Genomic DNA, 13944 nt, shown 5'->3' with positions numbered 1-13944 from the left:
CAATAATTCATGTTCATTTTCCGTTTCTGCTTGATGCCAACCTCAAAAGAAAGTTGCCGCTTCTAGCAGATGGGTTAACGCATTCAATGTATTGCTGTTAACTCATCTTATCCTGTTAAAAACAAAAATGCTTCCCCGTACAACTTAAGTGGCTAAGCTTCCTATCATTTTGGCCAGTTTTTGCTCACTAATTTCCAATTAGCCTAAGTGTTGACAGTATTAAACTCAACTAATTGACGGTGATAAGACGCTAAACGCTCTGGTATCACGTAAGGCGTTTTTTTTCACTATACACTTGCCAAATTTGCACCCCAAGTGCATTGAAAACCTAATAATCAAAAATCGACATTAACTTAAATCGGCGATGTATAACATCCAGTTTGATCTTTGATCTGTATAAAGTAGCTATGTATTCAATATAAATATAATTTGTTTAAAGTGAAGTGATTTACCTTCCACCAATCATGTTTCGTAGTTAATACGACACTTATTGTTATATTGGTTGTGGTTTTTGGTTGTGGTTTTTGTTGCTGGTGGGTGTTTGGTAGGTTTCCGAACGGTAAGCGCTTGCTCTATGAGTGGGCGCTTTTTTATGCCGTAAATTCTTGAATGTTCGGATTGAGTGTTGAGCCGAAAAAAAGCTTCGAGTTTCCCCGAAGCTTTCCATTACTCTTATCCCGATAGCTAAACGTATTCGTCTATGCGAGGTGGATTTTATCATCATCCACTTTAAAAAGAGAACTGTTAAACTTACTAAGTAGCTTATATAAATGGATTTTCCACTTTTTACACAAGTCATATAGGTTGTTCTGACCGTTCTTAATTGCATTGGCCAAAGCGAAGTCTAAGACGCTATTCGAGGTGTTGGTCATGTACTCTTTAACGTCTGCTTGGATTTGGTCGTGAACTTTTTTGCTGTTGTTCTATGACATTTGCTGATTCCTCATATGAGCCTGTTTGCTTAGACGAAAATACATCGTTTCGGTTTTTGTATCAATACTTTTTGCATTGTTTTTTGAGTGGTTTTATACTCTAAGTAAAAATTACGTGTTCGGAATGAGGGGTGGGTAAGGGAATTTCTGAAATTAAGCGTTCTCAACTGGAACAACGGCAAAGAGAGCGAGACGAAAGTTCACCATCAATCCTGGATACATTCGAGGGCATAGAGCTTACGGACGAACGCGAAGCTCTGGCGAACCGGTTACAAGATGCCGATGTGACATTGGACGACAAACCGGATCGCTGCCCGACTTGCAATGGCACAGGTTACACCAAGTCGTTATTTAGCAAGTGGGAGTGCTGTAGCTGTTTTGGGACTGGTTACGACCTTTCCGAACCGGTTGCCGTTATCAAGTGGCAAAAGCTCTGCCTCGATTGGTCAAAGAATCGGTTATATGAATATCGCGTTGCATTGATTAAGGGGACTACAACCGAGGAAGAACGACTAGCAAGTGAAGTGGAGAGCTTCTATGAAAAAGCGAGACGCAAAGACTAAACAGGCCGCTCGAATCCAATCGCTTGAGTATCGACAGCAACGTGCAGCGCGAATCAAGCGATCGAGACGGCATGCAGATTTAACCATACTCGAAATGAGCAGGTTAATCGGGTTATCACCAGACACTTATCGAAAAATCGAGAATGGCGAAGTGAACCCAAGGGTGCAAAACCTAGAACTGATAGCGGTCTACACAAGTACAGACGTGGGTTATTTGTTCTTTGGTGATGCGATTTCTAACAGAGACGAAGCGGTAAAGAGAGATACCGGAGAATAACGAATGGCTTCAAGAGGCATTAACAAGGTCATTCTGGTTGGTAACTTGGGGTCAGATCCCGAAATCCGATACCTGCCAAATGGCGGCGCAGTAGCGAATATCACGATCGCTACATCCGAAACTTGGCGCGATAAAGCGACAGGGGAGAACCGAGAAAAAACCGAGTGGCATCGAGTGGTGTTGTTCGGCAAGTTGGCCGAAGTAGCGGGGGAGTTCCTACGCAAAGGGTCACAAGTTTACATCGAGGGTCAATTGCAGACTCGCAAATGGAAAGACAAGCAAGGCCAAGACCGTTACAGCACAGAGGTAGTAGTTCAAGGCTTTAATGGCGTGATGCAAATGCTTGGCAATAACCGAGCTGGTGGCCAGCAACAACAAGGCGGTTGGGATCAATCTCAACAGCAATACGGCGAGCCACCAATGGATTTTGACGATGAAATACCGTTCCAGAACGAGTTTCGTCATTACAAGATGCTGAGTTACGTGGCGGCTTGAACGGTGAGTAAGCAAAATTTAGCGTTAGCAACTCAAGACGACTTACTGATTGTATTGCGTCGAATGACCACTAAAGCGCTTATGGAAATGCGCGAGGCGACAGGCGAAACGGATTTTACGGACACACCAAGTGCTTTTTATTTCAGTAACCGTGCAATCGCGGCAGAAGTAAACGGGTGTTCGGGTCATGTGGCCGAACTAATCCAAGACAGCTACCTCGACTACGTTCACAAAGGTAGCGAAATACTGGTTTGGCTGGATGACTTAGAAGAACGCCTAGAGCGCTTTGCTAACCAAGAATAAAACACTTTAACCCTATTCCCTTATCCCAATTTTTGAGTAGTAGAGAAATTGCCCGATGAGCGATGTTTTTACTGTAGAGCTTCCTTGGTGCGCCAGCTACCCAAGGTGATCACGGCCTACCGAGCTATCAATGACGAATCCGAAATCCAAACCGCACTTTGTTGGACGCTATCTGAGGACATTGCTAAGCGTGTTTTCTCTCAAGGAGGCCGCCGCAAGGTGGTATCTAAGCAATTCATCAAGGACGAGGTGTTTGCCTACTTCAACCGCCGTAAGGAGCAAGAGATTTTAGTTGTACAAGGGCTTATCTAGTTATGGCCAAGGCACCACGATTCGATCACTCTTTCCTCGCAAACCAAGTCGCTAAGCGCAAGAAGTGGAAAAGCAAAGGCGTGAAAGCTGGCCACGGTGGCGACTTCAATATCGATGCAGCACTTAATGAGATTAACCGTTCTGTTAATCACATCATCAATCCGGCATCGATAAACGTCCCTAATACCGCGCTGGTGGATAAGTCGGAACTACCAGCTTGGCTTATCCGTATTCTTGAGAAAGACAATGACGTTGCGCGCGCTGCAACACAGAAGAAAGTGGAACTGGATTCACCACACAAAACGCGCCTTGCACAAGGGATTAAGCGCCCGAAAGAGTTTAACGACACGAAACTGGCCGAACACTGGTTACAGGTGCGTTTGTTCTACACGTTAGAGACGCAGTACAAGGATATTTACCCGCTGGTTTTCTCAATCCCTAATGGTGGCTACCGAACACCTAAAGCGGCTTCGATGATGAGCTATGAGGGACAAAAGAAAGGTGTGCCAGATATATTTTTTCCTATCCCGAGAGGGGTGTATCACGGGTTCTTTTTGGAGGTGAAAACGGAAAAAGGTCGCCCAAGTAAGGAACAACAGGAAAAGATAAAAATGTTCCAAAATCTAGGGTATTACGTGGTTGTGGCCAAGGGGTTTGATGAGTGCATTTGTCAAATTAATAGCTATCTCCAATTGCCAACATTTGATAACAAAACTAGACTAGCCGCATAAGTATATAAAAAGGGCTTAGTTATCTCATGTTAGCGAGTGAATATCACAGCATTGGCCAAAAGCCAGTTGATTTAGACGTGTTAGAAGCAACAAAGGTAGTCCGTAACTTCCTATGCGATTACCTTTACTATGACAAGTTGTTGCTAAGCTATGCTCCCGCAGGGGAATTTGGTAGCGCTCAAGCGTATCGTTGGCTTACTGGTGGTCATATTTGTGACTACGATGCTACTGGCGACACAATTGCACCAAGAGAGAAGATCAACTATCGAGTCATTAGAATGCTATTCGATGCTGGTCTAATCAAAGTAAAAACCAACATCCGAACGCCACATACTCGCTGCGTTATCTTTGAATGGGTTCGAGACATTAAGAAATATCGTCGTGAAATCCTCCGTACTAAAATCTTTGGCGAGAATGTTTACCTCACTAGCGCAATGATTGATGCTACAGCGGCACAATATGGTCTGACCGTGACGTTTGTCGGTGCGAGAGGGGTCTTTGAGATATTGGATGGTAATGGCAACTCAATCCCGAACGGCCAAGCCAAGAACACCTACATATTCATGAATAGTGTTGGTGAGCCTGTAGGCCGACTACGTGATATGTCCTATTGGGAATGGGAACAATACTTATACGACACAGCGACACGCGCCAAGCTGCGCAAAACGCCTCTCAAAGTTCGTGATGGCATGCGCAGCCACTTTTCGGAGTTCAAACGAGCTTAACGCCAATCCTTGATCATCTTTCCACAAATGCCGCCTATATGGGCGGTATTTTTTTGTGTTAAAAACAGAAGTCGTGTTCGGAATATTTACGGCGTGTTCGGAATGGTTATAATCGTCTCATGGCAGGACGTAAACCCAAGAAAAACGCCTTAACCCCTCAGCAGCGCTGGAATCGTCATCTTGCCAAGATGGCTAGGTTTGACATTAAACGTCAATACTATCGCGCCAGCGCGACACAACGAGAGCAAATTAGGCGACTCCAAATAGAACTTGGCTGTAGCAGTCGAGAAGAACTGGTTCTTTACGCCATCAATCTTCTAGGCCAACAGCACGGAATTTATCTGAAAGATATTCAAGAGGACTTAGCGTGTCTAAACAAAAAGCCGTAGGTAAGCACGAACTGATCTCAGCAATGAAAAAAGAAACTGGCGCATTACGTGAAGAATGCGAGCAGGTTTTTGATGCCTTTATCGAAGAAATCTCAACTCAAACCATGATTGAGGGCAATGCTGTATTGCTTAGTGGTTTCGGTACGTTCGCACCTCGCCTTAAGAAAGCGCGAGCTGGCCGTAATCCAAAAACGGGAGCACCAGCGATTGTAGCTGCGCGAGACAAGCTGACTTTTAGTGCATCGGATGTATTCCGCGATGAGCTGGCAAACAAGGTAAACGAGATCAAGGGGGCACATTAATGAGCACACGCTTAAACCGAACTGACATTGAAAGAAACATTTCTAAGCGCCTTGGCTTAAAGCTTACTGGTGATGATGCAGAGCTGGTGGGCGATTGTCTGGACGCAATGACCAATCACATTCTGGTTGAGATTGCGAAAGGCCGTGAGGTGCGAATTCGAGGCTTTGGCCGTTTCCGTCACATAGAGCGTGAACGCACAACCATTAATCCGGCGACGAAAGAGCGCTTAGGTGTCAAAACCGAGCACAGCGTATTGTTCTCTGCTTACAAGGACATGGTACGCGTCCATGAATGATAGTAAGGCAATTGGGCTACGTGTCTTTATCGGCTCCGTTCGGCTACTGGCCATAACCATTGTGTTAGCGCTGGTGGCTGTTGTCGGTATTGGCACATACAGCTTTTATGGATTGGTGGTCTATCCAAAGATAGAGCGAGTGAAGATTGATTTGGACGCAGAACGCATCGAGCGCATTACTGTCGCGGCCAAGAGTGGGGAGAAGTCAGAGAATGGCGCACCTAGTCAAAAGTAAGACCGTCGAGGGCGCAAAGAACAAATGGGCGACTCGTTGGAACTGTTTCTTTGATGCTCAATTCCTCTTTCGACGTGATACCGGAAAAGAGTTTGTTTTAGATGTTGCCGCCGAGCCACAAACCGCCAAGGTGAACCGCTTCTACGTGGCTCCTGACTGGATTAACGAACAGCCGAGTGGATTCCCAAGCCTTAAGCTAAAACACAAGGCCGCTCAACTCCTAAACCCTGTTTGTGTTGGGTTCGATGGCCTACAAGGCGAATGGGAAGATGGCTGGTGGTGCAATCCCCCGTTTGACCTTAAGTTTGAATTTCTGGAAAAGGCGCTAGAACAAGCCAGAAAAGGCCGTGACGGTATGATGCTGTTACCACATGAAGAACTCACAACGTGGTGGCTGGACTTGGTTGAGGGCTACGCCACGATGATTTACAAGCCGGATGGCCGTTACCCGTTCTATGAGACAGATGGGCACACCAAAAAGCAAGGTGTGAACTTCGGCAGTGCCTTAGTGCTCTTTACCGAGAAAGGTCTACAAACACCATCCATGCGCTTTAACCGTAAGGTAGGTAGAACGCACCTTACTGGTATCTACGAGCAAATCGCTAAAGTGGCTTAAGGGAGTGAGTCACTATGAGCATTCAATATCAGGGTCAATCGATGAGCGTGTACCGTCTCGCTCAGTTAACTGGCTATCCAATGACTTCCCTTTATCGCGCGTATCACAAAGGACTACGAATCGGAGAGAAACTACTGGCCGAGGCTACCAAGCACCTTGTGACCTACCAAGGCAAGGTAATGACCGCAAGACAGCTATGCGCCGCTACCGATACCAGTTACCGCCGAGTGCTAAGACGACTTAAGGCTTGCGTACCCGCTGAAAAGGCCGTCAAGGACAACGTAGACCGCCGAGGAAAGAACTTCGCATCCAAGCTATCCCCTAGCGAAGTTCTACGCATCTACGAGCTCTTATTCACTAAGCAGGTATGCCAACACACGTTAGCCGAGGAATACGGGGTGCACCAGTCCACGATTAGCGACATATGGCGACATAAACGTTGGGGATGGCTTACTGCTCAGCTTCGATACCAGTTAGAGGGGAAAGCAAGCTATGAGTAAACCAAGGGTCTATGTATTCACGCTTAAGGTGAAGAAAACGCGCCTAGTGACGGTACTTAGATTCAAACACCAATGGTTAGCCTACATGGCCATTAAGCATCTGAAAAAGCGATTCTGGTTTGCTGACCTACAGTTTAGGCAAATCACGCCTCTTAATGCGCTCTGGTACTTCTTTTTGATAAAGATTGGCTACTACGAAACACTCAAGAAAGCCACCAGCAAAAAGCGACAGAAACAATCTTTAAATTGGTAAAAATTACAAAATGAAATGCAAACTAATATTGTGATATGTTCGGAATGAGTTTAGTGTTATCCCCATAGGACAGTGACGGATACGACTTCCTATACGGTGCGCTTGTTTAATAAGGTTGTGCAAGCGTTGTAGGGTAAAAACCTACAGGCTCCCAAAGAGGGCAAAGGGTTGATCTTCGAAAGAGGGTTAGCCCTTTGTTCTATCTATCCCCTACCAAAGAGCGTCTATATGAGTAGGCACTATGAGAAAAGTCCACGAACTATTCTGGCATCGCAAACACGACCGCATCCTTAAGCGAGAACTGGCCAAGGATAAGCTGTACACCAAAGAGCTGGATAACTCCCTACGCAAGATGATTCACGAGATAAACAATCACCTTAAGCAAACTGAAAGTAGTGTTGGCTAGGTGGTTATAACAAAGTTGACACTTTGAGTCAAAGGTATACAATATTATTGTTATAACATCGTACTAACATGAGAGGTGGATTATGCGTACTCAAGTGCGAAAAATAGGGAATAGCCTCGGTAACATCATCCCTGCTGCCTTTATCAAGCAATTAGGGCTAGCGGAGGGGGCGGATATTGAGGTTAAAACTGATGGTGGCAAGATAATCATTGAGCCAATCAAGCGCCCAAAAAAAAGCTTTCCATTTAGCGAAAAAGAACTATTGAAAGGTTTAGATGCACATACGGCACACGCCGATGAGCTGGCAATAGTTTCAGGCAAGGAGTTAGGTGAATAATGGCGCAGTTTATTCCTAAACGAAACGATATTATCTGGCTCGACTTTGAGCCAACAAAGGGAAAGGAAATTGGCAAGTACCGTCCTGCGCTAGTGCTTTCCAGCAAAGAATATAACCAACAAACAGGATTACTCATTTGCTGCCCTATTAGCACCAGTATTCGCGGTCAAGCAACGGAAGTTCCCGTAAATAACCTAGATAAACCTTGTGTGGTTGCTTCTAGCTTAATCCAAACCCTGTCTTGGAAAGATCGCAAAGCCAAGAAGATTGCCACCGCTGAAAGTGGGGTTATGGAGGATGTTTTACTTCGCCTTATACCGCTAATCGGTGCAGACTCCTTGTTTGATGGATAACGTGTGCTTTGACTAGTGCTGATGGATAAAAAACACTTGAACTACGCATTCCGAACGGATAAATTTATTTATGCGCGAGTTACATAGTTGCCATTGTGACGACCGTGTTTTCCTTTAAAAATCTTAGACAACTGTCCTCAAGCGCCTTTGGTTATTCCATTGGCGCTTTTTTCTTGATTTTTCAGAGTAAGTATCAATATAATTGCCCTGTTTCGTGTTGAAGTGTAAAGCTTCGACAAGTGATTCAAAGTAGGTTTGCAAAAGAGAGTTAAAGAGCTGGTAGAAATACTGGCTCTTTTTTATGTGTCGCGTTTCAACCTATTGAAAAGGCGTTTTTGGTGTCCTATATTTACCTCGCTCGCAAGAAAATGGACGTGGATACTCCAAAATATAGATGGCCAATTGATTGGTTATTGAATTACCTGTTATTGACAACTCCTCAAAATCAAAAGGCCACGGTAAAACGTGGCCTTTTTTTATGTCAAAAACGTCATTTTTAGCAAGTCTATTCGGAATGACAAAGGCCGTAAAAAGCCAACTAAAATACATGCTACCGAGAAAATGAATACGCATGTGATTCGCTGGTGGCTCCCCGAAGCGAATAGATTCAAACAGTACCTATCAAATGGGGTAAAAATCGGCACTGGCTGGCGGTTTAGCACATCCCCAAGCCAATGCGAGATACAACCGCATCCAAATCCACACAGAATTGCACCTAGAATCGTGCTGGTGGCTTTTAACGCCTCAATGAGTGCGAATGTATCCCCTATTACCAAATGATAGCCATAAGCCGTTACAGCGAGCCATAACGAAAGGGTATGGGTGTAAGTTCGGTGCGGGATTCTGTCAAATTCAAGCCAGTCTGGTGCGCCCGAACCGCTTAAGCAACCAAGAAATGCCAGGATTGAATGCAGTGGTGTTGTGTCTGCCATTAAGGCGAGAGGAACGGGCGCAAAGCACAGTGCTCCCCACGCGTGTCCGGTTCGGTTCATTCTTCCTCGCAATGAACACAATACGCATAGACGATGGCACTCATCGCTATGGTTCGATTGCGGTAGTTGGTGGCCAATTCCTCGAACGTCTTTGCCACTTCGGGATCAATCCAAGGGCTAATTTGGCGTGTTCCTACAAGGTCGCCCTCTGTCACCTCGGGGTGCTTTTCTGGTAGCTGGTTCGGGTCAGTGTTGTTGATGGCCAATTGATATAGGTCAGTCAGGGTAATGCCGTTCTGTTCGCATTGTTCGCATGCTTTGGCGTGAGCAAGGCGTGAGATACGCGCTTGCAGTAGTGCTAAACCCTTTTCCCGCTGGCGAGTTCTAAACGTGGCTTGTCGCGCTTTGGTTTTGGCTTTGTGTCTGAATTTGATGCGCTCGGGTGCTTTCAAGGGGTATTCCTTTCATCACGTAGCGCGTTGTCTTGGGTATGGGGGAAAGGTGGCTAGTGAGATAACGCAGCCAATTACTATATTGTGCCGCAGAATCAATTGTACATAAGTAGCGTTACTCACTAGCTGGCCATGATTATATGCAGAAAATCGTTACTGTAAATACTATTTAATGTCGCGTTATTAAATTTTGTCTTTAAAGCCTTATTGACAATTAAATGGTTGTTTAATCTGGCTTCATCCTTGTTGTGATTGGCTCGATAAACTCTGTATTATTCCGAACGTAACGAAATAAGTGGGGTTTAACCGTGTCCGGCAAGATTGACTATCAGGCTCACCAACAGCAGTTTTGGGAGCAGTTAGAGAAGCAGCCGACTTTGACGCTGGCCGAGTATTGCGAAGCCAACGGACTAAAGTACGGCACCGCTAAGCGATATATAAAACGGCCAGCCAAAACGGGCGGCAAGTTCCAACCGTCCGTTATGCCAAAAATCAAAGCGAAAAAGACCAGTCAGGGCAATGACTGGCATTCCCTTTTGAAAGAATTTCTCGTGCGTGGCGCTCAAAACCCAACGCTCACGATGGCCGCTTTTGCGAAAGATAAAGGGGTGAACGGTGCGACATTGCGCCGCCAGTTTAATTCCATGCGATCGCTGCCCGAGTTTGATCGATTATTTGATCTTTACGATGAGCAATTAGCGAAATTTCAAGAAGCGAAAAACGACAAGAAGAAAAAAAGGGCTGATAAATCAAAGTCCAAAGAAGCGGGGGCAACTGCGCAAGCGCAAAGTGCGCAAGGCGATCGCGCGAAAACAGGAGGTATTGGATCACTGCGCAAGCCGCGATCAGTTGAGGGACTTTCGCAGTATTCCAGTGCTCAAGTGGGTCGCCCTGTTGTGCATGGTGGTTATGCCCGTAGTGCGGGTATTACTGGCGAAATCATGGATATTCTCATGGATACCGATCCGCTTTCGGTTTGCAACGAACTGATTATTGCCCGTTCGCAGTATTACCGAATGAATGAGACGTTAGCTAAACGCCTTAAAGAGATCGATGAAATGGAAGAAAGCGGAGACATTCCGCTCGATGACGAAAACCAGCCAGTAGACATAAACGCCATGCGTGACCGTCTCATCTTTGGCTATGGCACCAGATTGCGTGAACTGGAATTGAGTATTTCCACGATGGCCAAACAAGAGGCCAAGCGCTACATCGATTTGCGTAAACAGGAATACGCTGAATTGATGATGCCACACTTACTGCCAGCGGAAGAAACCAGCCTAGTAATAGAAATGCTTTCTCTGCGCACTAAGAACAACTGGACAGCCTTAGAGACGTGTCAGCAAATCGAGAAGTTAGGTGCACGTCCACCAGCAACGCTATTGCATGAAGCTAAGGTAGAGCTAGCGAACCTAGAACCAGAAGTAGAAGACACTGGTATCAGTGAGCAAGAGCTGGATGAGCTGTTTGATGACTACACGTTAGAGCAGATTGAGCAGCAAGATAACTGGCTACCTGCGCGCAAAGAAGAAGTAAACCGACGAATCAAAGAAGCCGAAGACCTAGAGAACGGCGTAGAACCTACCCTATCCCCATCCCAAATACAAAACGAAGCCGCTAAAGAGCAAGCCTATGATGACCTCGATAACGAGGGAGTGTCGGGGTTTGACGATGTAGACAGCTTCGAGGTACTTGGTGGCTAGACGAATAAAGAGCGTAACACAAGATCCCCGTTACCCTGCCCTAGTTAAGCGGTATCGCTATGACTGGAAACGCCTCGCTGTTGAGCTAGTCGGTAAGAAGCCGAGCTGGCAGCAGCGCAAAATCATTGATAGTGCTCAGCGTATTGGTGCGCGAACGACTGTCAGCTCTGGCCACGGTACAGGCAAGTCAGACATGACCAGTATCATGATCATTGCTTTCATGCTCTGTTTCCCCAATGCGCGTGTTGTGCTGGTGGCGAACAACGCGAGACAGGTACAAATCGGTGTATGGAAGTACCTAAAATCCAACTGGAACACGCTCTTACAAAAGCATGGTTGGTTACAGCAATACTTCACCATTACCGAGACAGCCTTTTTTGAAAACTCAGCAAAAGGTATCTGGCAAACCAGTGCTAAATCGTGCCGTATTGGTAACGAGGAAGCGCTAGCGGGTGAACACGCTAAACACTTGTTTGTTATTGTCGATGAGGCGTCAGGCGTCTCTGACAAGGCTTTTGGTGTGTTAGCGGGTGCATTGACCGAGAAAGATAACCGAATGCTGTTATTGAGCCAGCCAACGCGCCCTAGCGGCTATTTCTACGATACGCATCACCGATTAGCCGAGCCTAGTGGTCGATGGCGAGCCATCCGGCTTAACTCCGAGGAATCGCCGTTCGTAACCGTGGAATTTATCCTCGATAAGCGATTGGAGTATGGCGGTCGAGAGGCACCGGAATACCTGATTAAAGTACGTGGGGAGTTCCCAAGTTCCATTGCTGGCATGCTGCTTAGTCGGGATGCACTGGACAAAAGCGCAAGGCTCAACCTCGATATGCCCGATGGTTGGGGTTGGGCTGCGCTGGTGGACGTGGGTAATGGTCGTGACCGCTCGATACTCAATATCTGCAAGGTTTGGGGTCAACGCATGGAGCGCATCGTTAAGAGCGTGAAATTGCTTGAACAACCAAGCACGGTCGATCCGGTTCGGTTCGCTGACATTATCCATGCAGAGTGTAGTGAGGACTTGTACCCAAACATCACGATAGCAGTGGATAGTGACGGTGTAGGTTATGACACGGCGACTTGCTTAGAACGCTACGGACGGCGCGTACAGCGCATTCGTTGGGGTAAGAAGATGCACTCCACCAGCGATAAGCAGCGTTTCTTTAACCAGCGTGCGTATGCCAATGTTATGGCTCGGGATGCGATAAACCAAGGCCGCATGCAGATAGATAAGAACGTCAAGACGGCAGAACAAGGCAGTAAAATACCTTGTGCAATCAACGAGTCAGGCCAATGGGTAATGATGCCAAAACCGATGATGAAAGAGAAAATGAACATCCCATCACCTGACCGTTGGGATACATACTGTTTTTCTCAATTGGTAGATTATGTGCCGCACGAAATGGAAGTAACAGAGAGCATGCTAGAGTCTCGCAGTTCCGTAGAACAATGGGTACTGGAAGCGCTTGAATCGGACGATGCTTAATTCCGTTGGTGCCAACATATAAAAGTAATATGAAAAGGTGGCGATACCGTTAAATATCGCCACCAAATCACCAATCAAAGCGGAACAACAATAATATAGCTTAAAACCTTAGTTCACTAATCCATCGAACTGCGAACGTGCTTTGCTTTCGTTCTTGCTTCTAAGCTCTTTTCTGGCTTCACGAATAGCGTCAACTTCGCTTTCTATATACATATTAGCGTTAGGGTACAGTACCGACTTAAAAGCATTCGCTTCATCGAATATCGAACGTCCCTCAGTGGTGTTGTTCGTGATTAGCACATCGTGATCTTTACAAGAGCGATGCCTAATTAGAACAAGGCCACCAGCGTTAACGTGAACCTTTTTAGCTACGCGAGAAATGCCACCATTGTTGCCATCATAGGTATGGATGATAGCTACAATGTCATTGTGTTCTTGACCGCGCTTTCTAAACTCAACGTCTGCATTGTCTTTGAAGTATTTCAATTCATTCAATGCAGTGTTTTTATTGTTAGTGAGCTGTTCTTTCTCATCTTCTGGAAGATCGTAGGAGAGTTTACGGTCGAGGTCGCGTAGGTATGCTTCAAGTCTTTTGGCTAGACGTGCGCCAGTGACTTTCTGGCTGCTAGCTGCTTTATTAATTGTGATGTTAACGCGACGGACGTTCTCAATTACGGTCGTCTCTTTAAATGAGTTAGATGAGCTGTTGAAGTATTGAGGTGCGCGCTCTAAAAGCTCTTTATTGGCTGATTTCGCGGCCTCAATATACTCAAGTAAACGAGTGGTCGGATTACCACGTTTTACTACAGCTACGATGCGTTCATTGAATAGTCCACTATCTTCCTTGCCATCTATTTGTTCGGAAAAAGTCGCGCGGTGCTTCAAGGCACGTTTTAGGCGCGCATCTGCCGTTTGTTTGTTTGCAAGTAATTGATTAAGTGTTTCTATATCAATAGCTTTTAAATCTTTAATTTCAGTATTTTTTTTATTAATCATGGTGAACGGTTGCTCCAAATTACATTGGAGGATAAAGGTTACACTCCATCCCTGAGCGTATGCGAGTAACGAAAAACCCTACCTTTATCCTTGATGCGTAGCATACCGTTTTTGTGTTCGGAATTAAATAAAAAACGAACAGAAGAACGTTATAAGTGTTGCTTTTTAAGCGGAGAAGTGATCTCGAACGAAGTTTAATACGTCATCACGATTAATAGATGAATTGCATAGTGCGTTCGGATGCGATTGGATAAGATGCATCATGCAAATGTCGGTCGCGTCATCGAGGAACGAGCTGCTAAATACATCTAGGGACAGGTCACATTTATCTAGTATTTCGATTGGAA

Annotated in this window: 22 protein-coding genes; 19 read left to right on the top strand and 3 right to left on the bottom strand. The window is 45.7% G+C overall.

The features are described 5' to 3' along the window. Positions 1-1063: 1063 nt before the first annotated feature. From IJ23_RS03645 to IJ23_RS03570, 17 genes are all read left to right on the top strand, one after another. On the top strand, positions 1064-1495 hold the full coding sequence (locus tag IJ23_RS03645; RefSeq protein WP_033905417.1) for a hypothetical protein: 432 nt from the start codon (positions 1064-1066) through the stop codon (positions 1493-1495). Beyond that, positions 1470-1772 (top strand): helix-turn-helix domain-containing protein, encoded by a 303-nt coding sequence (locus IJ23_RS03640; RefSeq protein WP_033905416.1) that lies wholly within the window; start codon positions 1470-1472, stop codon positions 1770-1772. The genes IJ23_RS03645 and IJ23_RS03640 overlap by 26 nt, the downstream gene beginning before the upstream one ends. Before the next feature lie 3 nt (positions 1773-1775). Next, positions 1776-2267 carry a single-stranded DNA-binding protein gene (locus IJ23_RS03635; protein ID WP_033905415.1) on the top strand — a complete coding sequence of 164 codons (492 nt, stop codon included), beginning with the start codon at positions 1776-1778 and terminating at the stop codon, positions 2265-2267. Positions 2268-2270: 3 nt separating this feature from the next. Next, positions 2271-2570: a hypothetical protein gene (locus IJ23_RS03630; RefSeq protein WP_033905414.1), complete on the top strand. Its 300-nt coding sequence runs from the start codon at positions 2271-2273 to the stop codon at positions 2568-2570. A gap of 87 nt (positions 2571-2657) precedes the next feature. Next, positions 2658-2882: a hypothetical protein gene (locus IJ23_RS03625; protein ID WP_193387729.1), complete on the top strand. Its 225-nt coding sequence runs from the start codon at positions 2658-2660 to the stop codon at positions 2880-2882. A 2-nt stretch (positions 2883-2884) separates the two neighbouring features. Continuing rightward, positions 2885-3613, top strand: coding sequence for a VRR-NUC domain-containing protein (locus tag IJ23_RS23720; RefSeq protein ID WP_048626743.1), 729 nt, complete (start codon positions 2885-2887; stop codon positions 3611-3613). 26 nt (positions 3614-3639) lie between these two features. Beyond that, positions 3640-4338, top strand: a complete 699-nt coding sequence (locus IJ23_RS03615; RefSeq protein WP_017634077.1) for a hypothetical protein — start codon at positions 3640-3642, stop codon at positions 4336-4338. A gap of 119 nt (positions 4339-4457) precedes the next feature. Continuing rightward, the gene (locus IJ23_RS03610; protein ID WP_017634078.1) at positions 4458-4727 is read left to right on the top strand and encodes a hypothetical protein; all 270 of its coding nucleotides are present in this window, start codon (positions 4458-4460) and stop codon (positions 4725-4727) included. Next, positions 4706-5029: an HU family DNA-binding protein gene (locus IJ23_RS03605; protein ID WP_033905413.1), complete on the top strand. Its 324-nt coding sequence runs from the start codon at positions 4706-4708 to the stop codon at positions 5027-5029. The genes IJ23_RS03610 and IJ23_RS03605 overlap by 22 nt, the downstream gene beginning before the upstream one ends. Next, entirely contained in the window at positions 5029-5325 is a 297-nt protein-coding gene (locus IJ23_RS03600) for an HU family DNA-binding protein (protein WP_033905412.1), read from the top strand. The genes IJ23_RS03605 and IJ23_RS03600 overlap by 1 nt, the downstream gene beginning before the upstream one ends. Then, entirely contained in the window at positions 5318-5560 is a 243-nt protein-coding gene (locus tag IJ23_RS03595) for a hypothetical protein (RefSeq protein ID WP_017634081.1), read from the top strand. The genes IJ23_RS03600 and IJ23_RS03595 overlap by 8 nt, the downstream gene beginning before the upstream one ends. After that, a complete protein-coding gene (locus IJ23_RS03590; protein WP_050550054.1) occupies positions 5538-6176 on the top strand; it encodes a DNA N-6-adenine-methyltransferase in 639 nt (212 codons plus the stop codon). Before IJ23_RS03595 ends, IJ23_RS03590 begins: the two co-directional genes overlap by 23 nt. A gap of 14 nt (positions 6177-6190) precedes the next feature. After that, entirely contained in the window at positions 6191-6676 is a 486-nt protein-coding gene (locus IJ23_RS03585) for a hypothetical protein (protein ID WP_033905411.1), read from the top strand. Then, positions 6669-6929: a hypothetical protein gene (locus IJ23_RS03580; protein WP_033905410.1), complete on the top strand. Its 261-nt coding sequence runs from the start codon at positions 6669-6671 to the stop codon at positions 6927-6929. The genes IJ23_RS03585 and IJ23_RS03580 overlap by 8 nt, the downstream gene beginning before the upstream one ends. Positions 6930-7170: 241 nt before the next feature. Further along, positions 7171-7335 carry a hypothetical protein gene (locus IJ23_RS25275; protein ID WP_155396209.1) on the top strand — a complete coding sequence of 55 codons (165 nt, stop codon included), beginning with the start codon at positions 7171-7173 and terminating at the stop codon, positions 7333-7335. An 82-nt stretch (positions 7336-7417) separates the two neighbouring features. Continuing rightward, positions 7418-7672: an AbrB/MazE/SpoVT family DNA-binding domain-containing protein gene (locus IJ23_RS03575; RefSeq protein ID WP_033905409.1), complete on the top strand. Its 255-nt coding sequence runs from the start codon at positions 7418-7420 to the stop codon at positions 7670-7672. Beyond that, entirely contained in the window at positions 7672-8025 is a 354-nt protein-coding gene (locus IJ23_RS03570) for a type II toxin-antitoxin system PemK/MazF family toxin (RefSeq protein WP_033905408.1), read from the top strand. The genes IJ23_RS03575 and IJ23_RS03570 overlap by 1 nt, the downstream gene beginning before the upstream one ends. Positions 8026-8501: 476 nt before the next feature. On the opposite strand, the gene IJ23_RS23920 is transcribed toward IJ23_RS03570, so the two are convergent. Then, entirely contained in the window at positions 8502-9017 is a 516-nt protein-coding gene (locus tag IJ23_RS23920) for a metal-dependent hydrolase (RefSeq protein WP_080996188.1), read from the bottom strand. Beyond that, on the bottom strand, positions 9014-9409 hold the full coding sequence (locus tag IJ23_RS03565) for a hypothetical protein (RefSeq protein WP_033905407.1): 396 nt from the start codon (positions 9407-9409) through the stop codon (positions 9014-9016). The genes IJ23_RS23920 and IJ23_RS03565 overlap by 4 nt, the downstream gene beginning before the upstream one ends. 308 nt (positions 9410-9717) lie before the next feature. On the opposite strand from IJ23_RS03565, the gene IJ23_RS03560 reads away from it, so the two are divergent. Continuing rightward, a complete protein-coding gene (locus tag IJ23_RS03560) occupies positions 9718-11112 on the top strand; it encodes a hypothetical protein (RefSeq protein ID WP_033905406.1) in 1395 nt (464 codons plus the stop codon). Beyond that, complete coding sequence (locus tag IJ23_RS03555; protein WP_017634087.1) at positions 11105-12601, top strand: hypothetical protein; 1497 nt, start codon at positions 11105-11107, stop codon at positions 12599-12601. The genes IJ23_RS03560 and IJ23_RS03555 overlap by 8 nt, the downstream gene beginning before the upstream one ends. Before the next feature lie 108 nt (positions 12602-12709). Here the strand turns inward: IJ23_RS03555 and IJ23_RS03550 are convergent, their stop codons facing one another. Then, the gene (locus IJ23_RS03550) at positions 12710-13597 is read right to left on the bottom strand and encodes a hypothetical protein (RefSeq protein WP_033905404.1); all 888 of its coding nucleotides are present in this window, start codon (positions 13595-13597) and stop codon (positions 12710-12712) included. Positions 13598-13944: the final 347 nt, after the last annotated feature.

Origin of the sequence: Vibrio sp. OY15, from assembly GCF_000742455.1 — a bacterium.
Classification (GTDB): Bacteria; Pseudomonadota; Gammaproteobacteria; order Enterobacterales; family Vibrionaceae; genus Vibrio; species Vibrio alginolyticus.
The sequence above is the reverse complement of the archived record's forward strand: the minus strand, read 5'-3'. Positions and strand labels throughout refer to the sequence as shown.